This window comes from Exiguobacterium sp. s22, from assembly GCF_018617455.1.
In the GTDB taxonomy this organism is placed as follows: domain Bacteria; phylum Bacillota; class Bacilli; order Exiguobacteriales; family Exiguobacteriaceae; genus Exiguobacterium.
Genome location: NZ_JACSKD010000003.1, coordinates 248,525 through 272,223 on the forward strand (window position 1 = coordinate 248,525; position 23,699 = coordinate 272,223).

24 protein-coding genes are annotated in these 23,699 nt (G+C 46.6%); 5 read left to right on the plus strand and 19 right to left on the minus strand.

Translation table 11 applies throughout. From position 1 onward, the window contains the following. The 6 genes from KNO94_RS07705 to KNO94_RS07730 form a co-directional block, all read right to left on the minus strand. Window positions 1-495: an LURP-one-related/scramblase family protein gene (locus KNO94_RS07705; protein WP_214778673.1), complete on the minus strand. Its 495-nt coding sequence runs from the start codon at window positions 493-495 to the stop codon at window positions 1-3. Between the two features lie 113 nt (window positions 496-608). Then, window positions 609-1,979, minus strand: a complete 1,371-nt coding sequence (locus KNO94_RS07710; RefSeq protein WP_214778675.1) for an alkaline phosphatase — start codon at window positions 1,977-1,979, stop codon at window positions 609-611. Window positions 1,980-2,116: 137 nt separating this feature from the next. Next, a complete protein-coding gene (locus KNO94_RS07715) occupies window positions 2,117-2,767 on the minus strand; it encodes a FusB/FusC family EF-G-binding protein (RefSeq protein ID WP_214778677.1) in 651 nt (216 codons plus the stop codon). Window positions 2,768-2,887: 120 nt separating this feature from the next. Next, entirely contained in the window at window positions 2,888-3,154 is a 267-nt protein-coding gene (locus KNO94_RS07720; protein WP_214778679.1) for a CD3324 family protein, read from the minus strand. Window positions 3,155-3,399: 245 nt separating this feature from the next. Then, on the minus strand, window positions 3,400-6,174 hold the full coding sequence (locus KNO94_RS07725) for a glycoside hydrolase family 3 protein (protein ID WP_214778681.1): 2,775 nt from the start codon (window positions 6,172-6,174) through the stop codon (window positions 3,400-3,402). Beyond that, window positions 6,171-7,166: an alpha/beta hydrolase gene (locus KNO94_RS07730; RefSeq protein WP_214778683.1), complete on the minus strand. Its 996-nt coding sequence runs from the start codon at window positions 7,164-7,166 to the stop codon at window positions 6,171-6,173. Before KNO94_RS07730 ends, KNO94_RS07725 begins: the two co-directional genes overlap by 4 nt. A 95-nt stretch (window positions 7,167-7,261) precedes the next feature. Between KNO94_RS07730 and KNO94_RS07735 the strand changes: the two genes are divergently transcribed. Both KNO94_RS07735 and KNO94_RS07740 read left to right on the plus strand, forming a co-directional pair. Continuing rightward, window positions 7,262-8,035: an aminoglycoside 6-adenylyltransferase gene (locus KNO94_RS07735; protein ID WP_214778685.1), complete on the plus strand. Its 774-nt coding sequence runs from the start codon at window positions 7,262-7,264 to the stop codon at window positions 8,033-8,035. A gap of 117 nt (window positions 8,036-8,152) precedes the next feature. Next, complete coding sequence (locus tag KNO94_RS07740) at window positions 8,153-9,598, plus strand: DEAD/DEAH box helicase (RefSeq protein ID WP_214778687.1); 1,446 nt, start codon at window positions 8,153-8,155, stop codon at window positions 9,596-9,598. A gap of 241 nt (window positions 9,599-9,839) precedes the next feature. Here the strand turns inward: KNO94_RS07740 and KNO94_RS07745 are convergent, their stop codons facing one another. Further along, window positions 9,840-11,033 carry a DUF4317 domain-containing protein gene (locus KNO94_RS07745; protein ID WP_214778689.1) on the minus strand — a complete coding sequence of 398 codons (1,194 nt, stop codon included), beginning with the start codon at window positions 11,031-11,033 and terminating at the stop codon, window positions 9,840-9,842. A 280-nt stretch (window positions 11,034-11,313) separates the two neighbouring features. Here KNO94_RS07745 and KNO94_RS07750 point away from each other — a divergent pair, with 280 nt between their 5' ends. Beyond that, the gene (locus tag KNO94_RS07750) at window positions 11,314-11,946 is read left to right on the plus strand and encodes an HNH endonuclease family protein (protein ID WP_214778691.1); all 633 of its coding nucleotides are present in this window, start codon (window positions 11,314-11,316) and stop codon (window positions 11,944-11,946) included. A 20-nt stretch (window positions 11,947-11,966) separates the two neighbouring features. Then, complete coding sequence (locus KNO94_RS07755; RefSeq protein WP_031424128.1) at window positions 11,967-12,209, plus strand: hypothetical protein; 243 nt, start codon at window positions 11,967-11,969, stop codon at window positions 12,207-12,209. A gap of 288 nt (window positions 12,210-12,497) precedes the next feature. On the opposite strand, the gene KNO94_RS07760 is transcribed toward KNO94_RS07755, so the two are convergent. From KNO94_RS07760 to KNO94_RS07795, 8 genes are all read right to left on the minus strand, one after another. After that, complete coding sequence (locus tag KNO94_RS07760) at window positions 12,498-12,995, minus strand: peptide-methionine (S)-S-oxide reductase (protein WP_214778750.1); 498 nt, start codon at window positions 12,993-12,995, stop codon at window positions 12,498-12,500. A 32-nt stretch (window positions 12,996-13,027) separates the two neighbouring features. After that, window positions 13,028-13,750 carry an alpha/beta fold hydrolase gene (locus KNO94_RS07765; protein ID WP_214778693.1) on the minus strand — a complete coding sequence of 241 codons (723 nt, stop codon included), beginning with the start codon at window positions 13,748-13,750 and terminating at the stop codon, window positions 13,028-13,030. A 71-nt stretch (window positions 13,751-13,821) separates the two neighbouring features. Continuing rightward, window positions 13,822-14,727 (minus strand): hypothetical protein, encoded by a 906-nt coding sequence (locus tag KNO94_RS07770; protein ID WP_214778695.1) that lies wholly within the window; start codon window positions 14,725-14,727, stop codon window positions 13,822-13,824. A 21-nt stretch (window positions 14,728-14,748) separates the two neighbouring features. After that, a complete protein-coding gene (locus KNO94_RS07775; protein WP_214778697.1) occupies window positions 14,749-16,200 on the minus strand; it encodes an MBOAT family O-acyltransferase in 1,452 nt (483 codons plus the stop codon). A 49-nt stretch (window positions 16,201-16,249) separates the two neighbouring features. Beyond that, window positions 16,250-17,656 carry an AMP-binding protein gene (locus tag KNO94_RS07780; RefSeq protein ID WP_214778699.1) on the minus strand — a complete coding sequence of 469 codons (1,407 nt, stop codon included), beginning with the start codon at window positions 17,654-17,656 and terminating at the stop codon, window positions 16,250-16,252. Continuing rightward, the gene (locus KNO94_RS07785) at window positions 17,653-17,907 is read right to left on the minus strand and encodes an acyl carrier protein (protein WP_251024962.1); all 255 of its coding nucleotides are present in this window, start codon (window positions 17,905-17,907) and stop codon (window positions 17,653-17,655) included. Before KNO94_RS07785 ends, KNO94_RS07780 begins: the two co-directional genes overlap by 4 nt. A 162-nt stretch (window positions 17,908-18,069) precedes the next feature. After that, the gene (locus KNO94_RS07790; protein WP_214778701.1) at window positions 18,070-18,624 is read right to left on the minus strand and encodes a GNAT family N-acetyltransferase; all 555 of its coding nucleotides are present in this window, start codon (window positions 18,622-18,624) and stop codon (window positions 18,070-18,072) included. Window positions 18,625-18,648: 24 nt separating this feature from the next. Next, window positions 18,649-19,599 (minus strand): hypothetical protein, encoded by a 951-nt coding sequence (locus KNO94_RS07795; RefSeq protein WP_214778703.1) that lies wholly within the window; start codon window positions 19,597-19,599, stop codon window positions 18,649-18,651. A 275-nt stretch (window positions 19,600-19,874) separates the two neighbouring features. Between KNO94_RS07795 and KNO94_RS07800 the strand changes: the two genes are divergently transcribed. Further along, window positions 19,875-20,459: a helix-turn-helix domain-containing protein gene (locus KNO94_RS07800; protein WP_214778706.1), complete on the plus strand. Its 585-nt coding sequence runs from the start codon at window positions 19,875-19,877 to the stop codon at window positions 20,457-20,459. Between the two features lie 374 nt (window positions 20,460-20,833). Here the strand turns inward: KNO94_RS07800 and rlmH are convergent, their stop codons facing one another. The 4 genes from rlmH to KNO94_RS07820 form a co-directional block, all read right to left on the minus strand. Then, a complete protein-coding gene (rlmH, locus tag KNO94_RS07805; RefSeq protein WP_214778708.1) occupies window positions 20,834-21,313 on the minus strand; it encodes a 23S rRNA (pseudouridine(1915)-N(3))-methyltransferase RlmH in 480 nt (159 codons plus the stop codon). A gap of 83 nt (window positions 21,314-21,396) precedes the next feature. Next, complete coding sequence (locus tag KNO94_RS07810) at window positions 21,397-21,558, minus strand: CxxH/CxxC protein (RefSeq protein WP_015880243.1); 162 nt, start codon at window positions 21,556-21,558, stop codon at window positions 21,397-21,399. A gap of 37 nt (window positions 21,559-21,595) precedes the next feature. Beyond that, window positions 21,596-22,855, minus strand: coding sequence for a S1C family serine protease (locus KNO94_RS07815; protein WP_214778710.1), 1,260 nt, complete (start codon window positions 22,853-22,855; stop codon window positions 21,596-21,598). A gap of 51 nt (window positions 22,856-22,906) precedes the next feature. Next, entirely contained in the window at window positions 22,907-23,698 is a 792-nt protein-coding gene (locus KNO94_RS07820) for an MBL fold metallo-hydrolase (protein ID WP_214778712.1), read from the minus strand. Between the last annotated feature and the right edge of the window lies 1 nt (window position 23,699).

Genomic DNA, 23,699 nt, shown 5'->3' on the forward strand with positions numbered 1-23,699 from the left:
TTATGTTGCGGCGCTAGATGCCGCTGCTTGATCTGCTTTCGCGCAATCGATGGCTACGACGATAGAGATGAGAAGATGCTCCATCTCCGGTTCTTCGACACGAATCTCGTAACTGTCTCCCCATGAGAACCATTTCTTTTGAACACTTCCGATGGACTGTCCGTTCTTCGTCACGTCAAAATCCATGTCCCACCAATCCCCTTGGACATCGATCCCGGCTGCATCAATTGAATATTTCGGTTTAAAAAACGAGAACTCTTTCGAGATGGTCATCATGTCTGTGCCATCCACTTCTACGAAAAACTTCGGTAAAAAACTGAACGTCTTTTTCGTGATCGTTGTGACCGTCTGACCGTTCGTATCTTTGATTTCAAATGATTTTGGAAACTTCATAAAGCTACCTTCGATGAAATAGCGGTCATGTCCGTCAGCATCCTTGATGGTGAAGCGCCCGCGTAAGCTGAACACTTTTTGTTTCATGTAGAGCGTGTGCATGATGATCCCTCCGATTCATATCATACTCTTCTATACGACTATTCCCCGGGAAAGTTTCATCGGAACAATAAAATACCGTGCACTTCAAGCAAGTGCACGGTTCCATTTCCTGATTATTTAATTTTCCCTTTATTCTTCAACAAGTTGAAGATCCGTTTTGCTTGATCGGTGTTGTCGCTCATACCGACGAACTTCTCTTGTTGTGGTCCGAACGCATATACTGGGACATCGTCACCCGTGTGACCGTCCGTCGTCCAGCCTGTTCCCGAACGCTGATCAAAAATTTTCTCGATGGCGTTATCGATTTCTGTCACATCATTCGTCTCAGCCGCTTTCTTTACAGAAGCAATCTCTTCAGACGTCAATTCCAAATCAATGTTCTCACGTAAGACGGCTTCTACGTCCGCTCCACCCTCGATTTCTTTCGCCATGAAGTCCGGTGTGCGTTTCGCAGCTTGAATCGGTGTCGGATCCCAGTTGTAATTTCCGTCCGCCCCAATTGAAATACCACCTGTCGAGTGATCCGCTGTTACAACGACTAACGTTTCACCGTTCTCTTGAGCGAAGTCACGAACGACCTCAAATGCCTTTTCAAAGTCTTTCATCTCACTCATTGCACCGACGACATCGTTGTCATGTCCGGCCCAGTCAATTTGACTTCCTTCTACCATGAGGAAGAATCCATCCTTATCCCCTTTCAGTCGATCGAGAGCGGACGTCGTCATGTCCGCAAGACTAGGTTGTTCGTCTGAACGGTCAATCATCTTATCCATGCCGACTTCCGCGAATAGACCGAGTACCTGCTTGTTATCATCCTGCTTCATCTCTTCTGCCGACGTGACATAACTATATCCGTCTTCTTGGAACTGCTTCGCAATATTTCGGTCTGAGCGTTCAAAGAACTTCGTTCCGCCGCCGAGCATGACATCGACTTTATGATCACCATTAATCAAATCATCGTAGTAATCGTTGGCAATCGCATTCTCACTCTTACGTTGCTCCTCGTGCGCTCCGTAAGAAGCCGGCGTCGCATGCGTGATTTCTGACGTGGCGACAAGCCCTGTCGACATGCCGTTCTCTTTGGCTTGTTCAAGTACCGTTTTCACGTCTGTTTTGTCGTTATCAACGGCAATCGCATTATTGTATGTCTTCACGCCCGAGCTCATCGCTGTCGCTGCTGCGGCCGAGTCTGTTACGTTTTCTTCCTCGTCCTCAGGATATGTCGATTGCATGCCCACCAAATGTGAATCGAACGCAGTCGGCTCCATTTCTACCGTTTCTTCATTGTCGTTCATGTAACGAAGCGCTGTCGTATAAGGTACGCCCATTCCGTCCCCAATCATAAAGATGACGTTTTTCGCCTTATGATTCTTTGAATTCTTTGCTGCTTCTGCTTCGTTTTGTTGTTGAACACCAACGATTCCCCCGAGCGCGAGCGTCGAAACGACTGCGAGTGGAACGAACTTCTTCATTGTCTTTTTCATCTGTAAACCCTCCCGAATATGTGCTACTTCTGTAGCCTAACGAACTTTTGTAAAGATACATTTTCAGATTGAATACAGCCCTGTATGGTTTTTGTAAATGCCGCCATTTCAACAACATAAAAAGCCTGACTCTCTCGTCAGGCCTGTAACGCTGTATGAACAAAAGTATGCAACGCCTCTTGGCTCGTGATGTGTTCGTTGCACGTCTTACTGTCGACACATATATATGTGCCGATGGCTTTGTAATAGTCCGGATTTTTCGCTTGTTTCGCTTTGGTGATCGTAACGCAGTACGTCACATCCGTGAACTGATTACAAAAGGAACATATGTTTTTCTTCGTATTCGTGCTCGGTTTACATGCGATGCCAATTAATTGACCTTCGTATTGGCAAATCATCAACTTTTGATTGGAACGTCCATCGTTCCAACCTAGATACGTGAGTCGTCCAAAATCAACATCAGATAACTCCGGTAAACGAAGCTTCTTTTGTTTCGGGAACAAACTCTTCAGTTGCTCGGCAGAAATAACGGGAAATGGTTGAACCCATTCTCGTAATCGTTGCATATATTCGTCGAACGCTTCGTTCGTCTGTAGCGCCGCGAACTGTAACAGCTTCAGTTGTTCAGTCGTCGCTTCAGGAAATGCATACATCACTTTCGATTGTGCCAAGTCGATGACTGCTCGCAAGACAGAAGGCGGCAGGCTTTGCGTTCGACTCTCTTTGACGAGCATGACTTGTTCTTTGATGAGATTATACTGTTCGTTTTGAATAAATGGATCTGACATTTTGTCGCCCCCTTCCTCCATCTTCAGTTTACAGGAAACGATGCTTCCTTACTGTGTACACTTTGATTAAGAAACATAGTCGACCTAAAAGGTACGACTAGCGAACTAGTCGTACCTCCTTCATCTCGAGCGGTATACAATCTTTCGAATCGTGTGCGTCGCCAAATGATAGGACATGGCCAGATTTTCGATTCGCTCTCCGTTTCGAAACGCTGCGCGTATGGCTTCGTTTCGTTCCTCAAGTAATTGTTTTCCACCGTTGACCGTCCCCCATTTCCGTTTCGTGTCAGTCGGGGTCGGCACATATAACGTTTCACCTTGTACGTATTGTTGCACCTCTTGCAACAATCGTTCTGGCAGGATTTGTTGCGCATTGACGTACTTCATCATACCTCGCTCCTTATTGAATGAATCCAATCCGATAAGGGAGCAAAGCCAAGTGGTTACGTTAAAATCAAGCGATCAAGGTATTCGTTTCGCCCCATGCAAGTGATCGCCTTTCGTCCAAATGGCTTTGCATGAGTGCGTGAAGACCTAGAAAATCGAAGCCGATTTTCCACGGGTATGCGCCTCCTTTGCGATGTGTCGTTTTTTCGATTATACCAAATTCAATGAATCGACAAAAGGACGACTCAGCCGTTCTTCATACTGAATTCATCTGCGAGCGTGAAGGACACGTCCTTCACTTCTAATCCACTTAACGCGAAATAGAGCTGGAGATAATTATGTTGGTTTAAGAAAAAGACCTGTTTCGTCAGCGTCACCCATTCCCCATCCGTCCCATTAAACGTGAACGTCGCACCCGGGATATTGTTCGCAAACAATGTCACCGGCATCTGTGCCAACTCTCCCGCGTTCGAACGGGCAGTCAACGTGATGTCATACGTCCCCGTTTGGTCGACCGAGATAGCGAAGACGTGTGTGTTTCCAGTCGAGGTATCGATTCCTGACAAATCCACATGTTCCCCGTTTTCGAGATGTTGGTAATCCAACTCAAATGTATCCTGTTGATTCATCTCATCCTCAAAGCCGAGCACCTCGACTGAACCGTCATGAATCCCGAGAAGACGCTCCATCGCCGGTGATTTCAAGATGAACGCACAGATGTTCCGTGCGCTCCGCAACAACTCGCCTCTTGTCACCACACCTTCTTCGAGCGATGCCTTCGTATTATCCTCGAATGAGTTGAGGTCCGGGCGGTCGACGACCATATACAAGTCGTTTTGCGAACGAACCATTGCTGCCGTGTTTTGACGATTGGCCGACTCATCCTCACGAAAGTTCACTTTTGCCCACCAGTCTGTCATGACGATGCCTTCAAAGCCCCACTCGTCCCGTAAGATACGCGTGTTTTGATCATATAGACCTGCCGTCCAGATGCCGTTGACTGCACCATATGTCGTCATGATGGACGATGCGCGCCCTTCTTTCACCGCCATCTCGAACCCTTTCAAATAAATCTCGCGTAACGCGCGTTCTGAGACGACCGAGTCGATATCGTGACGATGCGCCTCCTGGTTGTTGGCGCTGAAGTGCTTGAGTGTACCCGTCACACCAACGCGATGCATCCCGTTCAATTGAGCAACCGCCATCTTACCAGTCACATGCGGATCTTCTGAGAAGTACTCGAAGTTCCGTCCGTTCAACGGGTTGCGGTGAATGTTCATCCCTGGTCCAAGCAACGTGTCGACGCGATTTTTTCGCATCTCGAGTCCTGTCATCTCGAACAAGTCTTCGACGAGATCGACGTTAAACGTGGAAGCCAAAAGCGTCCCGTTTGGAAGTGCGAACGCCTTCGTCCCGATATCCATACGAATGCCTGATGGACCATCGGCACAACAAGCAGCTGGAATCCCGAGTTCGTTCAATCGGTCGGATACGCCACCAAACGCAGCTGCCGTCCCCGGTGTGACGCGTGGTGAGTTCATCCCTTGTCCGCGGACGATTGTCGCCAAATCTTCATCCGTCAATTGATCTAGAAATGCGTCGAGCGATGCCTTCCCATGATACACATCGCTCAATTTGATGCCTTGATCACCTGTGAACGGTCGCGTCTCAGGACGCTCTTCCAAATAGCGCGTCTCGACGTCAACGGCACGAAGCGGCGTCGACTCGTAGCCTACTTCAAATCCTCGTTCTCCTTGAATCGGTTTCATCCGTTCGAATGGGAGGACGGGCGCCATATTTTCACTTAACGTCTCGAGGACACGTTGCTCCTGCTGCTCGACTTCGAAAGCGAGTGTAGCCGAACGCACATCCGTTCCGACATATAAGCGATATGTCCCCGCCTCTAGAACGAGGCTCGATTCATGACCCGTCACGCCAGAATCGTCGTAGCTCGCAAAGTCAGTCATGTGGACGTTGAACGAAAGGATTTGGCGCTCGCCTGGTTCAAGAAGTACCGTCTTCTCGAACGCCACCAGTGAACGGAGCGGATTTCCGAGTTTGCCTTGCGGTTTCTCGACGTAGAGTTGAACGACTTCTTTCCCGTCACAGTCACCCGTGTTCGTCACTTCCACATCAACCGTTAGGGCGCCATCGACTTCCTTAGTCTGTTTGACCTCCGTTTTGAACGTCGTGTAAGATAGTCCGAATCCGAATGGATATAAGACATCCTCCTTCGCGAACGTTTCGAAGTAGCGATAACCGACATAGATGTCTTCTTGATAAATTCCTTTATCCGCATGACCGAAGTTCTTCGTCGACGGATAATCTTCAATCGAGTGAGCAATCGTATCCGTCAGTTTCCCGGAAGGACTCACATCTCCGACGAGCACGTCGACGAGTCCTTTTCCACCTTCCATCCCACCTTGCCATGCATAGAGGATGGCACTCGGCTCATTCGCCCACTTCATGTCGATGATGTTCCCAACGTTCAACACGACGACCGTCTTGTCGAAGCGTTTCGTCACGCGCTCGATCATCGCGTGTTCGATATCCGTCAATAAGTAACTACCCGGATCGGCCGTGTTGTCACGGTCTTCCCCTGCCGTACGTCCGATCATGATGAGGGCGATATCCGATTCTTGTGCCGCCTGTTCGACGAGCTCGTCCGTTACGTCCATTTCCTGTTGCGACCACGGTTCACCGGCCCAGCCGACACCTTGGTCGAACGGATTCTCCTTCACCCATTCCTCATACGTCTCATAGAGCGATTCATTGATGTGAATGTCTGTGCGCTCGCGTAGTGCCTCGAGCGGTGTCGTGACGTCCCCGACGTTCACCATCCCCCCTGAGCCCGTACCGCTCTTATAGTAATGGAACTGGCTACGACCAAATACGGCGAGCTTCGTTTCAGGTTGTAACGGGAGGGTCTTCTGTTCGTTTTTGACTAACACGACGCCTTCTGTGACCGCTTGACGCGCCAATTCTTCATAACGTTTCCAATCCAATGTATACTGTTTCATTTCGTCAGCTCCTTAAGTCCTTTTGCGATTTCATTCATACAATCTTCTGCCTGTGGATAGTCTCCCAACTTGTCCATGAAGGCATGGTCCATCCCGCGGTATTGAATAAGGCGTGTTCGGATACCCGCTTCTGCCAGTTTCCGCGCATACGCTTCCCCTTCAAGTCGTAAGTAATCGTACTCCGCCGTCACAATCAAAGTCGGTGGTAGACCCGAGACATCGTCTGCGAATAATGGTGAGACGAGTGGATGCGTGACATCCGTCTTCCCTTGAAGATAAAGGTCATTAAAAAATGAGTCCGCATCGGCGAGCGAAAGCACGACACCTCGAATCAGGTCGTGATGGTGTGAGATAACGTACGCATCGAGCGTCCATTCAAAATCATCTGTCGGAATCGATCCCAGATTGACGACAGGATAGACGAGTGCTTGATAACAAATGCGTCCCTCTCCTCGTTCCTGCTCCATCAGACAGCAAGCCGTCGCCAAGTTGCCTCCGGCACTGTCTCCGGCGACGCCCATTCGGTCTTTCAGGATGTTCAACTCATTCGCATGTGCGTGTACCCATTCAAAGGCGCGGTAACAGTCATTCAATCCGACCGGGAACGGATGCTCTGGGGCGAGACGATAATCGACGGAGATGACGACCGCGTTCGCCTGTTCTGCGAGCAACTTACAAGGATTCTCGACCGTATCGAGCGTTCCACCGAAGAAGCCACCACCATGGAAGAAGAGAATGGCTGGGATGGCTTCAGTATGACTCGGACGATACAGACGAACCGGGATGTCACCGTCTTCACTAGGAATCATGAGATACTCCGTTCTGATATCAGTCGTCGTCTGATCCTGATTTGGCCAACCCATGCTAGCGCGTGCAGCCTCGAGGTCAAATGCTGTATCCGGTATTGGTTTGATGACGGTTTCGAGGTAGTTCGAAACGACAACATGATTTGTAGACTTTAATGGTCCCATCCATTGTGCGTAGAGACTCATTTGACTTCACTCCTTCGTAAAAATAATCAATCAAAAAAGGAATTTGCTTGACCTGGTAGAATACGGTACTAATCTTTTAAAAAAGGAGAATTTATATGTATAGCGCAGAAACTCGGGATGCACATTTGACTCAATTTATTCAAGAGTTACAAAACAACGTTAATGTAGAGGGCGTGGTTCAGCTAGGTTCTGGTGTGAATGGATACCAAGATATTTACTCGGATATCGATTTGATGGTTGCTAGTTCCTCACACGTTAGCTCAACTGATGTAAAAGAAGAACTGGCTACATATTTTTCAACACTTGATCACATCATCGTAAAAGAGAAAAAATTCTCGTCTGATATGTTTCTGCTCATCGTAATTCTTAAAAACGGGCTTGAGTTCAATGTTTCGATTGTCCCTTTGGAAAAGTTAACGGTTCGCTCTCCTTTATGGCGAGTCATATTAGACAAAGACGACAGAGTTTTAGCAAAAATGACAAAAGAGGATGAGCTTTTTCAAAATCAAGAAACGCCTTACCGATTCCATATAGACCCCTCATTTGAATTTTTCTATCTGAGCCACGCACTAGAAAAAGAACTAAAACGAAACAACTTCATTTATGCGCTCAATATGCTTGAAGAGTTAAGGTCCCTGACACTCCTCGTGCAGACATTGAAAGAAGAAAAGAAAACTCATCAATTTAAGGCATACCATACGTTGCAACCTTTATTTGTTCAGAGTTATCTAGACGCGTTCCCTCATACAATCGATACCACGAGCATCCGAGCATCACGCGAAAAAATTCAAATGCTGTTTCTTCAGTCTATGCAAGATCACCCACAATTTTTAAAAGATGAAACTCTACTCTGTTCATTCACCTTGTAAAAATGAATATTGACCTTCGAACGACTTATGACTCGCTTTCATGTATAATGAGGGGTATTGCAAATAGACATTGAAATTTTCTGAAGCAGAAGTTTTCACGAAAGAATGAGGTTACCCATGAACAAACAGCAATTTACTGATTATCGCCTGAGCGACGAGATCACTCGCGCATTAGGCATTATGAAATACGAATCACCGACTGAGGTACAACAGCAGGTCATTCCGCGCGCGCTCGAGCGCGAAGACTTGATCGTCAAAGCACAGACAGGAAGCGGAAAAACAGCTGCTTTCGGGATTCCGGTCATCGAGCTCATCGACTGGGCCGAAAATAAACCCCAAGTGCTCGTCTTGACACCGACACGCGAACTCGCCGTTCAAGTCCGAGAAGACATGACGAACATTGGACGCTTCAAGCGAATCAAAGCGACTGCCGTCTACGGAAAAGAACCGTTCTCGAAACAGCGTGAAGAGTTAAAACAAAAGACACATATCGTCGTTGGTACGCCAGGTCGCGTCATGGACCACATCGAGCGCGAGACCCTTTCACTCGATCGCATCGAACATTTGATCATCGATGAAGCGGACGAGATGCTCAACCGCGGCTTCCTCGCTGACGTCGAGAAGATTCTTCAACAGTTGCCGAAAGACCGCGTCACGATGGTCTTCTCAGCGACATTCCCACAAGATATCGAACGTCTCTGCCAGAAGCATATGAATGCTCCGGCACGTGTCGCGATCGAATCGACAGGCATGACTGCTTCGACAATCGAGCACCGTCTCCTCCCGGTTCACCGGAACGAGAAGTTGGCTGTGCTTCAAGACATCACGGTCGTCGAGAACCCGGACAGCTGTATGATTTTCTGCCGGACGAAAGAGAACGTCGACACGGTGTACGCCGAGCTCGACAAAGCCGGTTACTCGGCTGAACGCCTTCACGGCGGACTCGAACAAGAGGACCGTTTCGCCGTCATGAACGGATTCAAGATGGGTAACTTCCGCTACCTCGTGGCAACAGACGTCGCAGCACGTGGAATCGATGTCGACAACGTCGAACTCGTGATCAACTATGATGTTCCTGTCGAAAAGGAAAGTTACGTCCACCGTACAGGTCGTACCGGACGTGCCGGCAAACAAGGGACAGCGATCACGCTCATGACCCGTCAGGAAGAACGTCTCATTAACGCGATTGAATCATACGTTCAATTCGAGATTCCGATGATCGATGCGCCGACGGAAGCGGAAGTCGCGGCTAACCAAGATGCCTTTGAGCAGAAGTTGAGCGGACGACGCGTCGTTCGAAACAACAAGACAGCTCGTATTAACCAGGACATCATGAAGCTTCACTTCAGTGGCGGGAAGAAGAAAAAACTTCGCGCCGTCGACTTCGTCGGAACGATCGCCAAAATTCCTGGCGTATCCGCTGACGACATCGGAATCATCACAATCAATGATCAGATGACGTACGTCGATATTCTGAACGGAAAAGGTTCGATCGTTCTTCAAGCGATGGAGACAACACCTGTCAAAGGGAAGAAATTAAAAGTAAGCAAAGCGCGTAAATAATACAACTCTAGCCTCAAAGATGATATTCGTCTTTGAGGTTTTTTTGTCATCTCATTAATATCGAAAGCGCTTTCGATAAACACTAAAAAAATATGGCTTTTAGAAAACGTTTTCACCTGCATCATACCTGTATCAAAGTTTGAATTCAACCTTCCTCACTTGATTGTCAAAAAAGAGCCCAAGGTTTACACCTTGGACTCTTAGATTGAACGTTCACTCATGAACACTGCAACATGCTCGATTAGTCTAGCGACTCCTCCGAGATGAGTTTGAACCCTTCAATCTCCGTCTCCTCTTCCACTTCAATCAGCAAGCACGGTTTCCCCTTATAGTTCACCTGCTTCACGTATTTCAAGTCTTGCGGACTAACCGAGATATTAGCGACCTTTGTATTAATCTTGATTGATTTTGACGTATACTTCGGAACGACACTCGTCGCTTTCATTTCATATTTCGTATCGTCGACGACTTGCTTGAACGCCTGCTCGACCTTCTCCGTCGTCACATCTTCCACACCGCTCGCCCGAAGGACGACCTCGACCGCACGGGAGTCGAGCATCGCTACCCTCTCTTCTTCCTGTTCGTTCTCTTCTTCCGCGACAATGATTTGATTGATCTCATCGTAAACGGTCGCAAGTGTCCGGGAATTGACTTCTTCTCCGATGACCGCTTTGACTACTTCTTCGAAGACTGCCTTCTCTTCCACTGCCGTGACGATTTCCGAACCGTTCAATACGTTCTCAATGAACGTCATATCCGGTTGATGCGCTTTATGTGCCGAGTAGAGGACATGGTTCACATCGGCCGCGTTATCCGTGAAGCATGGGAACATGAATCCGCCGATTGGCGCCTCGAGTTTGATGATTGGATTTACAATCAAGCTGGCTTTGAATTCCCGCTCAACGAAGTCAAAAACGAGTGACTTTTTCGGAAGTTCTGTCGGGCTGATACTGCCGAGGATGAACTTCGTTGTATACACTTCATCGTTCGCGTGAATCTCAGACTCTTCCGAGTATCGGTTCGTCGGCTTATTGTAATTCCCCCGGATGAACGTCACGACCATATCTTTCTCAAACGGTGTATCCTTTACCATCTTCAACGCGATGCGCTGCATATAGTCCGTCCAGACGTCGGTCTCTTCCGTACGAAGTCCTTCATAAAGCAACCCTTGCGTATGGTCGACCTGACCTTCCTCGGGATATTGGAACTTCACTTCGAACAATTTTTCATCGAGTTTTCCACCGAGCACTTTTTTGAAGTTCGTCAAAAACAGCTCCTGCTGCTCTTCTTCTAAGAACGGGAACGGACGCAACTCTTCGTAATAAATCTCATTCGTTTCTTGTCGAATGTAAATCGTATATAAGTCAGCAATCTTTAGCTTCGTCGCATTCACTTTAAACTGTCGGCGAATCGCCGCAATCTCTTTCTTGTTCATTCCATCCACCTCTTCTTTTCTCTCCATCCATGTCATTCATTATACCAGTCCTGATCGCTCACTAGTTCCAAAGAAATAACACCATGTCCCTTGCTAATGCTAGAGACGGATTTACGATAGTCTTTCTAATCATTTTGAAGATTTTCACACTTTTTCAAAATCGTCCTGTGTATGATCAAGTTGGATTTATTGCGTGATATTTGTCTCACTAGTTGTTTGATGAAAGGTTGCCCACTTGCTCGACAAGTGTTCATTCCAAATACATAGTAGGAGGCTTTATATGTTGAAGAAACTTATGTCTGTCGCACTTGTCGCCTTGCTCGTCTGGATTTCCGCATCGTTTGACGCTACACCAGTCTCTGCTTTCCCACCGAACATCCCATCGAAAGCGGACGCGCTCACGAAACTGAATGCCCTCACTGTCAAAAATGAAGGGTCGATGACGGGGTATAGTCGTGACCTCTTCCCGCACTGGTCGAGTCAAGGAAGTGGTTGTAACACACGTCACATCGTCTTGAAACGAGACGCCGACTCGGTCGTCGACGAATGTCCGGTTGCGACTGGCTCATGGTACAGTTACTATGACGGATTGACGTTCACATCAGCATCTGACATCGATATCGATCACGTCGTCCCACTCGCCGAAGCATGGCGCTCTGGTGCAAGCAGTTGGACAACGACCAAACGTCAAAGCTTTGCGAACGACTTGAACGGTCCTCAGTTGATCGCTGTGTCTGCTTCATCGAACCGCTCAAAAGGAGATCAAGATCCGTCGACATGGCAACCTCCTCGCACGGGTGCACGTTGTGCGTATGCGAAGATGTGGGTCGAAACGAAGAGTCGTTGGGGCTTGAGCCTTCAATCCGCAGAGAAGTCCGCACTCACGACAGCCATCAATGCTTGCAGTTATTGAGTGAGAAAAGGAGTCTTCGAATGAACGAAATCACTTCGATCTTTAAGGCAACCCACGGTGTCATGACGGAAGAAGTCGGTGTCATCAGTGGTGAGTTGGAACTGACGACGGCGTGCCAGGAAGATGGTTCCTTGACACTCCACATCACGTACGTCGGGGCAAAAGATGTATACACGCTCCCCGGGAGTCCCTATCAGCTGCATGACCCGAACGATCATACTGTCATCCATCAGATGCTCGTGAATGTTCTCGAACGGACGTAGAAAAAGAAGGAGTCCATCACTCGATTTGAGTGACCGACTCCTTCTTTTACTTTTTCATCATTTTTACAATGGATCGGATGACAAGATATGTCACGCCGAAGACGAACACCACTAAAAGAAGACTCGCGCCACCAATGATTCCGAATGTGAACATGTTTGTACCTCTGTTTCATTTTCTGAATTAGAACATGATGAAGATAACATATTTTTCCACCCTTATGAACCATGACTAGTTTTGTTGTTGCTCATATCAATATCTTCCGTATCAGTTCTTACAAAAAAAGCATCTCAGAAGAGACGCTTTGATGATGAAACGGTCTGATATTTCGTTAACAAGTCTTTCGGGATGTGACAATAATCGTCCGGGCAACGTGTCAGACGGTCCTGATGTTCGTCCGCACTTCGCACATAGTTCGTGAGCGGCTTGACTTCAACAGCAATCCGCTTCGCATCCGAGCGTCGATCAATGAACCCCTGCGCCTCCATCAAGTGCCGGGGCTCTTCACTGTAGACGCCCGTCCGATACTTCTCGCCGACATCGATTCCTTGTTGATTGATACTGTATGGGTCGATGATTTCAAATAAACAGCCCATCAAATCCTCGACCGTCACTACGTCTGGATCGAACGTCGTTTTGACACATTCGGCATACCCGTCATATTCCCCATCCAACGTATCCGTCGTCCCATTCGCCCGACCTGCTTCGGTCGAGAGGACGCCAGGTAATGTCTTCACAAATTCTTGAACACCCCATAGGCATCCGCCCGCTAAATAGATTGTTTCGATTGGAATCACTCCTCATCTTATCCGTTTATGTATCACTCCATTAGTAACTCTTGAATGGCTTCTACAATCAAGTGTGGCTCATCTCTTTGGATATAATGTGCGCTCTGCTCCGCAATTACAAACGAGGCATTTGAAGATATTCCCGTCATTTCTTTTTGTAAGACATTCCATAGCCTCTGATTTTCTGTGGAATAAAAGTCTTTCTTTCCTGCTGATATGATAATTGTCGGGATTGAAAGATTAAGATTTGCTCGTTTCACTTGGTGCAAACTTTCTATAAAATCAGCATAGTTCCCTTCTCGTAGAAACTGTTTATGATATGCGTTTTGAAACTCTTGTGACATGGTCGGAAGAAATCGTTCACGATAATCACTTGGTGTCGTGTCTACTAACACAAGACCCATCACCTCATTTGGATATTCAGATGCGAACAATTGCATGTTGATGCCTCCGAACGAATGACCGACTAAAATGAACGGAGATGCTATATCCAACTGTTTGATCAGTTGGTGCAACTCTCGAACCATCTCCATACTTGTTCTTTGATTCGTACTAGTCCCGCTTTTGCCTAGACCTGCCCTGTCATAAAGAAGGACATTGGCATAGCTCGACACTTCATCCGCCACCTGTCTCCATGTCGTAGAATCATCGCCATATCCTGCATCCATAATGATTGTCACTTGCTTTGAATGGTGTTGAATATACTCTGCATATAACACACAGTCCTGAATTTGTACCATTTGCTGGTGGATCATGGCTTTCTCCTCACTTCGTCCTTTTAGCTATCATATAGCATAAAAAAATTGATGGACAGCCGCCCATCAATTTATAAATACCCCAATCGCTTCAAATCTTCATAAACAAGCGTAGACAATAACTTCCGCCCGTCCCCATTCAAATGGTCCGGGTTATGGAAGAAGGATTGTTTGTGAATGAACCGTTCGTCCCCCATGTAGTTGAGGAATGGGATATCGATATCCAGTTTTTCTAAATGCTGAAATACGAGGCGCTCTATGACCGCTTCGTCGAAATACGCATGATACGACGAATGGACCGGCTCTATCGCTAAGACGACGCGATAGCCTTGCTTCTTGCAATAGTCGATGATGTCTTGTAAATATGCCATGTTCTCTTCAATCTCGTGATTGTTCACGGCATTCTCGTATTGAGCGGCGACTTCCTCATACTTACGCTCGGAATAATTCAGCCCCCCATTCTCCCATGGCTTATGCGCATCGAAGCGGAAATCTCGGATTTCCCGGGAAATGGCGGCGTAGGCACTCCCACTGTTCAATGCAGGGAAGCATTCGTGTGTATAGTAGTCGAACCAACTGACCGACTCCAAGTCTTCCCGTTCCAACACGCGATAGTAGTTTTCTTTCCGTCCGACGTTCGAATTGCTGAAGGTGATTTGTGATAACGACACGATCACGACCCCACCTGGCTTCAGATGTTCATCGTATTCTTTTAACATCTTCAAGTCATATTCGATCGGCTGACTCGGTAACGCCAAATCCAGATGCGATAATCCAAGCGACTTGAATGAATATCCGTACATCGCATGGGACGTCCCCAAATTGATGATGTCGACCGGGTGAGGGTCTTCCTTGAAGGCAAGGACAGCTCGGTTATTATTATATTCCCACGACTCTTTCACGAACTCGTTGACGGGAATGAAGATTGCGATGATGACGAGTAATACGACACCTATTTTGATTCCTAGACGCTTCATGCTAATTCCTTTCCATCCATCTTAGAACCCACCGTATACAAATCCTTGGCTCGACACGCCAAATAAGAACGCTGAGATAATCAAGAACAAGTTGATGGCTACGCTCGTCACGGCAGACTGACGTGCCATCCAGTCCCAAGCCGATCCTCTCGTCCGCTCGATATGTTGGAACAGATGAACGACGACAAAGACGACGAGGAAGATGATCAAATCGAGCAATGAGAAGATTTGAATCGCCTGCATCATGCCTGACGGTGCCCACGAAGACGGTGTCACATATAGTTTAGCGTGCGAGAACGCTTCTGCCATCGAATGCGACTGGAAGAAGACCCGTGAGAAACAGACGAGCTGGAACGTGATGGCGATTTTCCACCACCGATGGAGTGTCGGCACGCGGTCAAATCCGACCCATGACGCCATTTTTTCACGTTGTTGTTTCGTATGATTTCCGAACACGCGATAGATTCCATGAATAAGTCCCCATAAGACAAAGTTCCATGCGGCTCCGTGCCAAATCCCACTCACTAAAAACGTCGCAAGGATGGCACCATATATCTGTTCGCGTTTCTTCTTTCCTTTTGCGAGCGGCATGAAGATATAATCCCGTAGCCACATCGAAAGCGTGATGTGCCAGCGGTTCCAGAAGTCGGCGATCGATACGGCGAAGTGTGGCTGCTTGAAGTTTTCCGATAAGCGAATCCCGAGTAAGCGTGCACAGCCGATGGCGATGTCACTGCATGCCGAGAAGTCTGCGAACAACTGAATCGAGAACAACATCGTCGCGAGTACAATCTCCGAACCAGTCGGGTCCGGGCTATTGAACACACTTGCAACAATCGGGGCCAACCGATCGGCAATCAATGTCTTCTTGAAGAAACCCCAAATGATGCGCTGGATGCCATAGCTGATGTTGTCGTAGTCGAGATGCTGCTCCGTCTTCAACTGTGGCAACAGTTTTTTCGCCCGCTCGATTGGACCCGCCACAAGTTGCGGGAAGAAGGCGAAATAGACCGAGAAATAGCCATAATGACGCTCTGCTTTTTGCTTCCCTCGCGAGACGTCCACGACATAACTGATGGCTTGGAACGTATAGAACGAGATAGCCAACGGTAAGACGATTTCTCTATACGGGACGTCATAATCAAATCCGCTCCATGCGGCGAACGAACGGAGCGAATCATTGACGAAATTAAAATATTTGAACCAGCCGAGGAAGAAGACGAGAACGGAGACACCGACCCACATGAGCCGTTTCTTCTGTTCTCTCCTCTCTTGCTTCTCGATCAAAATCCCGATGACGTACGTGAAGGCCGTACTAATCAGCAGGAGCGGGATGAATTGAACGCTCAACGTGGCGTAAAAGACATAGCTCGCCAACAAAAGGAGCACCCAACGGTATCGATGTGGAACCATATAGTACGTTCCAACGATGAGGGTTAAAAATAAGAGAAATTCAATCGAAATAAAAGTCATATTTACCACCTGATGTTATGAAACTTGACGATGTACCGATTCCTGACAATCAGGTGGTCACAAGTTCTCGCTTCGGCAATGCAGCATAACGAATCTTTCCGAATGCATTCCGCGGAATCTCGTCAATCTGCATCACCCGAACACCTTTCACCTTGATTTGTTCTTTGATGATTTTTTGAATGCGTGCGACGTCATCTTGTAACGTATACACGTATAGCTGGTCGTCTTCTCCGGCACAGACGCAATCATATCCATGCTCTCGAAGGAGCACCTCGACTTCGTCTAGGCTGATTCGACTGCCATACAGTTTGATCATGCGCTTGATTCGGCCGACGATGAAGAAATATCCATCCTCGTCGCGATACGCCATGTCACCCGTACGCAAGACGCCTTGGTTGTCATCACCTTTTGAAAGGTCCGCTAACGAGGTCGCATACCCAAACGACACGTTGTCGCCTTGATACACCAACTCGCCTATCACATTCGCCTCTTTGATGTCATTTCCGGCTTCGTCACGTAACGTGAGCGTTCCACCAGGGATGGCAATTCCGATGCTACCGGCTTTTTTCGCATGCATCCGATCCGGTAAATACGACATCCGGGCCGTCGCCTCCGTCTGACCGTACATGATGAAAAATTGAATCCCTTTCTCTGCACATACCGTTGTGAAGTGCTGCGCAAGCTTCGGATCTAACTTGCCACCGGCTTGCGTCAACTTCTTTAGACTTGGGAGATTGTAAGTCTCAAACTTTAATCGTTTCAACATCTCATAATGAAATGGGACCCCACCAAACGTCGTCGCCTGCTTGGCACGACACAGCTCCCAAAACTCTTTTTGAACGATCGAGCGGTCTGTCAGGATGAGGGTCGCCCCTTTCAACAGATGACTGTTGATGATGGAGAGTCCATACGAATAGTTCATCGGCAGAGTCGTGATTGGTTTATCCGTCTGATCGATGTCGAGATAGTCGATGATCGATGTGGCGTTAGCTGATAGATTGTTATACGTGAGGCGTACCAATTTCGGACTTCCGGTACTCCCTGAAGTCGTCAACAGTAGCGCCAATTCTTCATGAAGTTGGTGGCGAACCGCTGTTTCGGTTTCAAATAAGGCGTAGCCACCATAGCCATAGAAGGCATCCAACGAGTTCGCCAAATCCTCCCTCGTCTCAGGAGCCCAGACGTGAGTCGGTTGATACCGTTCCATCAACTTCTGTAATTGGTCTACTGGAATATCTGCATCGAGCAAGACCGGGACGACCCGTCCACGGAGAAAGCCGATATATCCGAAGATCGACTCGACTCGGTTGGCACATAAACAGAAGACGAGCGACCGTTCGCCGACCTCCTCACAAATCGAGTCCCCGACTTCCAGCATCTCTCTATAGGAATAAGAGCGGTCCGCAGAGACCGCCTCACGATTTGTGTACTGCTCGAGCGTTTGAAAAAGCGTCATGACTGGATGTCCACACCGAGGCGCTGCAACAACGCGATGCCAGACTGGTACGAATGGAATTCTGTCATTTCATCCGAGTCGATATAGACGTCAAACGCATCCTCGATTTCGGCGATGAGGGTCATATGTCCAATCGAATCCCACTCCGTTGATTCCCCGAGCTTCATCTCTTCAAGGACCACATCGTCCTCTAGTTCCAATCCATTTCGAAATGCCATGTTATATGCTTCAAGCGTGCTCATTGTATTCATCCTTTCACTTTCACTCAACCTGTTCGATTCCATCTATTCTTATCGACTGATAATGATAATCATTTGCCTTGTGATTCTATCACAATTTTTCGAAATCCTCAATTCTTCATAGGAGATAAAGCTTGAAGTTGAGCGATTTTTTGCATGAAAAAGACCACATCGTTATGATGCGGTCTCAGGAGATGATAAAGCATATTCGAGTTGTAAGTCGAGTGGTTCTGACTCGTAGACTTCTGGCACGATTTCTTCGGCTAACGTACATCCCATCGCTTTGTAGAAATGATACGTATCAACGGCCGGATTCGCCCCGATGTACAGTTTTTTCGCACTCCGTTCGATTGCTGCCTGACAGACACGTTCAAATAACACCTTCCCGATTCCCTGACCGCGACAAGGACGACTCACATGAATGAAACCCAAATTCAAATACTGCCCTTCCGTTCCGAGCGGTTGTCCGTTCAGTCCGGCAAAGCCGAGTAACGTTTCACCATTTCGGATTGCCACAACAACTCCGCCGCGATCGATGTAGTAGTTGAGAATCTCGATGACCTGTTGCTTTTTCGCATCGTCCCATTCATCAATATAGTACTCGTCTTTTTGATAAAGCTCACCATTTGAATTCACTGCATAGATGCGATGCGTTTCCTGGAAACGTTCGAAGGTGTTTAGAAAGTTTGAATCCAGTCGATTTGTTAGGAGGTGAATCGTAGCGTTCATCGTAGTCTCCTTGTGATAAAATTTTCAATCCTGTAAAGCTTCTGTCAGACGAATCATTTGAAGTTCTGACTTCACCGAATTGATAGAAGAGATCGTTTCATTAGAACGTTTAGCCAAATCCTCCGGTAAATTTTTCAATCGTTCAGACGATTCATCAAGCTCTTTCATAAATTGTTCATGTTGGCTTTGATCAATCTTAGTCACTTGTTTCTTCTCTTTCCAAAATTGCAGAGATTGGATTACTTTTTCACTCGATGACTGGAACGAATAATAAGTGGAGATCGTTTTATTTACTGACAAAAGAACCTTCGAAGAGATTTCTAATGCCTCATGTGCCTCAACAGTCGAATTCCGGATATCTTCAATTTGATAAATCAACTCAGAATCTAGCTCTTTTTCAATATCAATTAGTTTCACTGGGTCATGTGAATTTTGATAGTCACTATATGATTGCTCGACCCGTTCGCGAGTTTTTTTCATATCTGCTTTTACTTGTGATAAATGCTCTAATCGAAATAAAATGGCATCCAATTCTGTCAAAGCATTATTTGTATTACTAACATATCCACTGACTTTTCCCAAAAGCGGGTTATTCACCATGCTGTTAACGCCAGATAAAACAAGAGTGGCTGAATCAATTTGTTCTAAGAGATCTCGGATTGGAAATAACTTTTCATTCACCAACTCAACTTGATTCACAATCTCAGATAAATCTTTCTCATACTCATTTAAGTCATTTAATATTTTCGGGGTTTTTTCTTCAATGACGGCGAGTGAATCTTGTTGCATTTGCTCAATTTTCATTTGAGAGGATTGATCTGCAAAGACTTTTTCTGATTCAGACTGATTTAACTTGCTCACTACGTAACTTACTGAACCTGATACGATAAGCGATGAGACAAGCGTAATCGGTAATAAATACCGTTGAAACGTAGAAGTCCGCTTTCTCGTCAATGTATCTTTTTTCGATTCCATATGTAACGAATCTCCTTTAAATATAATGAAAAAAATTATTTTTTGATGGTAATTATCTATATTGTAATGGCTGATTCTTACAACAACAATTGTATTTCTATTTTTAAGCAAGAAAAAAACCTGTATCTAATATAAGAAACACAGGTTTTGAAGTTATTTATGATACGGCTCTCCGTGAATTGTTTGAGTATCTGGTACCTAACACCAAACTCTACTCTCCGTTTGTTGTCACAAATCACGATTGCTCTTATGATAAGGAAGTAGGAGGAGAAAAAATGGATAATGAAAAAATTGGTCAATTAATTTATACATTACGGAAGGAAAAGGACATGACGCAAAAGCAATTAGCTGAGGCGTTATATTTATCGGACCGTACCATTTCAAAATGGGAAAGAGGCATTGGATGTCCCGATATTACACTTCTTCCTCATCTAGCAACCCTCCTTGATATTCCAATAGAAAATTTACTAACTGGTGAAATCAAAACAGTAGATGTAGTAGGAGGAAATATGAAAAACTCAAGTTATTATGTATGTCCAAACTGTTCAAATATAGGATTAGCAACAGGAAATTTCGTCGTTTCTTGTTGTGGAAGAAAATTAGATGTTTTAGTCGCAACCAAAGCAAATGATGAACAAAAATTAAAAATAGAAGAGATTGATATGCAATATTCGATTTCAGCCGAGCATCCTATGACAAAGGATCATTATGTATCATTTATTGCACTTGCAACAGGAGACCAAATTCAAATATATAAACAGTTTCCAGAATGGGCGTTACAAGTAAATATTCCAAAGAAAAAACATGCGAAATTACTTTGGTTTGATACACGAGACGGATTGCTTTATCAATATATTTAATGGTTAAAAAAATTAATTATAAACACCTAGAACAAATTTATTTGCACCGTTAAAGATTTCTCCACCTTTTGCTGGACCCTCAGTAAAAGCTGAATTATCACCGATGTATAATGTAATTACCTTACATTTAAAGACATATTAAATATCTAATAAGGTTCATGAAAAACCCATAAATGATTTGTAAAGGCCGATTTTCTATAAAAAGAAAATCGGCCTTAGTTTTTTCTTTTTTCGGAATCCTCAACTTAAATATCTATTTAGAATATGTTACGCCCTCCTCTAAATCACCTGCAAATCTTCAATCTCTTACAAACAAAAATAAACCACCAACTACAGTAAAACCACTGTCATTGATGATTTATTTAAAACCGCACTTACTTGTGATACGGTTCATTCCGATTGATCCGATACGCCCGATAAATCTGCTCACACAACACGAGTTTCATGAGTTGATGTGGGAACGTCATCTTCGAGAACGAGATTGTATCGTCCGCTCGTTTCATCACATCATCCGACAGACCGAGCGACCCTCCGATGATGAAGGCGATTTTACTCTTTCCATACGTCGCGAGTTGATCGAGTTCACGGGCGAACTCTTTACTCGTCCGCTGCTTTCCTTGAATCGCTAAGGCGATGACGTGCGTATCTGGGGATATCTTCGCCAAAATCCGCTCGCCTTCCTTTTGTTTTACTAGTAACATATCTGCTTCACTCAAATGCTCGGGTGCTTTTTCGTCTGAAACCTCGATTTCCTGCACTTTTGCGTAGGCGGAAAGCCGCTTTGTATACTCGGCAATTCCTTGTTTTAAATATTTTTCTTTCAGTTTGCCGACCGTGATAATTGAAATATTCATCCAATTCTTCCTTTTTCCACAGTTTTTTTGGAGTTATCCATAGGGTTATCCACAGAGTTATCCACAAATCCACATGTTGATAATTAGTTTTTGCTTGACACAATATATGTTGCATCGGCTTCACAAAACTCACATGTCACGTGTTCACTTGTGGATAATTCCTCTAACAACGGGTATTCACCTGTTTCATCCACAATGATGTCTAAAGCGATTTCAACATGTTCCTTGCATACTTTTTTTTCCACAGTTTTTCCTCCTTAAAAAAGAAGCGTCGCCGCTTCTTTATGTTGCTTCAGTTAATGTCGCCTCGGTTTCTCTCGCTTCCCCGCGACGTAAATACTCAATGGTAATCGTATCACCGACCGTCGCGTCCCGATATAACGCATCGCGTAAATCGACGTACCGTTTGATCTCCCGGTCTCCGATTTTCGTGATGACATCGCCAACACGTAGTCCCGCTTCCTCAGCCGGACTACCCGGTGTCACTTCTTCGACGAAGACACCGTCTTCCTGGTCGAAGGAGATTCCATACTCTTCTCGGACGTTTCCGGGTACAGCGATGACTTCTTGAATCGTGACACCGAGCTGTGCCCGTGTCACCTTGCCGTCGCGTTCTAACATGTCAATGACCGGTAGCGCCACGTTGACGGGAATGGAGAATCCGACCCCTTCTACGCTCGCCTCGGCGATTTTCATCGAGTTGATTCCGACGAGTTCTCCCCGAATGTTGATGAGGGCACCGCCTGAATTTCCTGGGTTGATGGCCGCATCCGTCTGAATGACTTCCGCATTATAATCCATCAAGCCGTCGCTGTTCGTATCGACCGGCACCGTCCGCTCGACACCACTGACGATACCACGGGTGACCGAGTTTGAGAAGACTCCGAGCGGATTTCCGATCGCCATAACGGTCTCCCCGGCTTGAAGGACGGTAGAGTCGCCAAGTACGATCGGCTTCGCTTCGATATTTTTTGGTAACTCCACTTCGGCGACCGCCAAGTCATTGAGCGGGTCTTCGCCTAAAATGGTTGCCGAGGCGATTTGGCCATCGGAGAAGGCAATGTTGACCTCGTCTGCTTCTTCGATGACATGGAAGTTCGTGACGATATAGGCCGTGTTTCCTTCTACTTTATAGATGACGCCAGAGCCGGCACCCGCCTCCCATTGCGAGTCCGAGGTGAACGCTCGCTGGATATTGGTGATGCTGACGACGGACGTCTTCGCGCCGAGTACAGCGGTCGTGACGTCCGATTCGGTGACGGTGACGGCCTGTTCGGTCCGCGTCAGTTCATTCGTCACAAAACGAGAGGTCGGCGAATCCCAGAGCATCACGATGACAAAAAACAAAGCCGCTCCTAAGAATCCGCCAACCCCTCCGAGTAACAACGGTTTTATATTGGGTCTCGGCTTATGGCGTACGTGCTCCTCTTGCTTCGGTCGCCATTCGCTCCGAGACGGGTACGTCGATTTTTCTTCTGTTGATTCGTGTACTTCAGGTTCGACGTCTTGAGGTTCATACTCATGGTGTCTCTCTTCGTTCACGACGCGTCCCCCCTTCAAGACAGTGTGATATCTGTCTTTTCCCAAGTTTCCTTATAAAGAAACGAGTGAAGTGGGGATTGTCGGGTCCGTATCGCACAATTTGATTCGACCTAAGTCGACGTCTCGCATGCCGAGTGTTTGCGAGACGCTCATCTGTGCGAGCTCCTTCATGTTGTTGTCCTTACTCAAATGGGCCAAATAGATTCGTTTCGTGCGGTCTCCGATGACCTCACTCATCGCGATGGCCGCATCTTCGTTCGAGACGTGGCCATAATCGCCAAGAATCCGTCGTTTGACACTCCATGGATAACGCCCCATCTGTAGCATCGAAACGTCATGGTTCGATTCAAAGATGAAGTCGTCCGCTCCACGGATGACCCCTTTCATCCGGTCCGAGACATAACCCGTATCGGTGATATGGGCCAAACGTTTTCCGTCATGGGCAAACTGATAAAACATCGGGTCTGCCGCATCATGGCTCACGTTGAACGTCTCGATTTCAATATCACCGAACTGTTTCACGTCGCCCACTTCGATTTGAAACTTCAAAGCAGGGTCGATTTTTCCAATCAGTGATTCCATCGCTGCCCATGTCTTCGCATTCGCATAAATCGGTAAATTATACTTTCGTGCTAGTATCCCGACACCTTTGATGTGGTCGGAGTGCTCATGGGTGACGAGCAGTGCGTCGATCCCATCAAACGACCGACCGATGGCTTCGATGCGCTGTTGCATCGCTTTTCCGGTCAATCCGGCATCGACGAGCAGCTTCGTCCGTTCCGTCTCGATATAGAGGGCGTTTCCGGTCGATCCGCTCGCTAACACACTATACTGTAAACTCACA

Coding starts and splice junctions, on each gene's coding strand:
- KNO94_RS07795 (WP_214778703.1), bottom strand. CDS start 19,599: ATGGAATCGAAAAAAGATACATTGACGAGAAAGCGGACTTCTACGTTT.
- KNO94_RS07730 (WP_214778683.1), bottom strand. CDS start 7,166: ATGAGTCTCTACGCACAATGGATGGGACCATTAAAGTCTACAAATCAT.
- KNO94_RS07710 (WP_214778675.1), bottom strand. CDS start 1,979: ATGAAAAAGACAATGAAGAAGTTCGTTCCACTCGCAGTCGTTTCGACG.
- KNO94_RS07775 (WP_214778697.1), bottom strand. CDS start 16,200: ATGACTTTTATTTCGATTGAATTTCTCTTATTTTTAACCCTCATCGTT.
- KNO94_RS07800 (WP_214778706.1), top strand. CDS start 19,875: ATGGATAATGAAAAAATTGGTCAATTAATTTATACATTACGGAAGGAA.
- KNO94_RS07750 (WP_214778691.1), top strand. CDS start 11,314: ATGTTGAAGAAACTTATGTCTGTCGCACTTGTCGCCTTGCTCGTCTGG.
- KNO94_RS07790 (WP_214778701.1), bottom strand. CDS start 18,624: ATGAACGCTACGATTCACCTCCTAACAAATCGACTGGATTCAAACTTT.
- KNO94_RS07780 (WP_214778699.1), bottom strand. CDS start 17,656: ATGACGCTTTTTCAAACGCTCGAGCAGTACACAAATCGTGAGGCGGTC.
- KNO94_RS07725 (WP_214778681.1), bottom strand. CDS start 6,174: ATGAAACAGTATACATTGGATTGGAAACGTTATGAAGAATTGGCGCGT.
- KNO94_RS07765 (WP_214778693.1), bottom strand. CDS start 13,750: ATGATCCACCAGCAAATGGTACAAATTCAGGACTGTGTGTTATATGCA.
- KNO94_RS07740 (WP_214778687.1), top strand. CDS start 8,153: ATGAACAAACAGCAATTTACTGATTATCGCCTGAGCGACGAGATCACT.
- rlmH (WP_214778708.1), bottom strand. CDS start 21,313: ATGAATATTTCAATTATCACGGTCGGCAAACTGAAAGAAAAATATTTA.
- KNO94_RS07745 (WP_214778689.1), bottom strand. CDS start 11,033: ATGAACAAGAAAGAGATTGCGGCGATTCGCCGACAGTTTAAAGTGAAT.
- KNO94_RS07720 (WP_214778679.1), bottom strand. CDS start 3,154: ATGAAGTACGTCAATGCGCAACAAATCCTGCCAGAACGATTGTTGCAA.
- KNO94_RS07770 (WP_214778695.1), bottom strand. CDS start 14,727: ATGAAGCGTCTAGGAATCAAAATAGGTGTCGTATTACTCGTCATCATC.
- KNO94_RS07705 (WP_214778673.1), bottom strand. CDS start 495: ATGCACACGCTCTACATGAAACAAAAAGTGTTCAGCTTACGCGGGCGC.
- KNO94_RS07735 (WP_214778685.1), top strand. CDS start 7,262: ATGTATAGCGCAGAAACTCGGGATGCACATTTGACTCAATTTATTCAA.
- KNO94_RS07715 (WP_214778677.1), bottom strand. CDS start 2,767: ATGTCAGATCCATTTATTCAAAACGAACAGTATAATCTCATCAAAGAA.
- KNO94_RS07755 (WP_031424128.1), top strand. CDS start 11,967: ATGAACGAAATCACTTCGATCTTTAAGGCAACCCACGGTGTCATGACG.
- KNO94_RS07785 (WP_251024962.1), bottom strand. CDS start 17,907: ATGAATACAATGAGCACGCTTGAAGCATATAACATGGCATTTCGAAAT.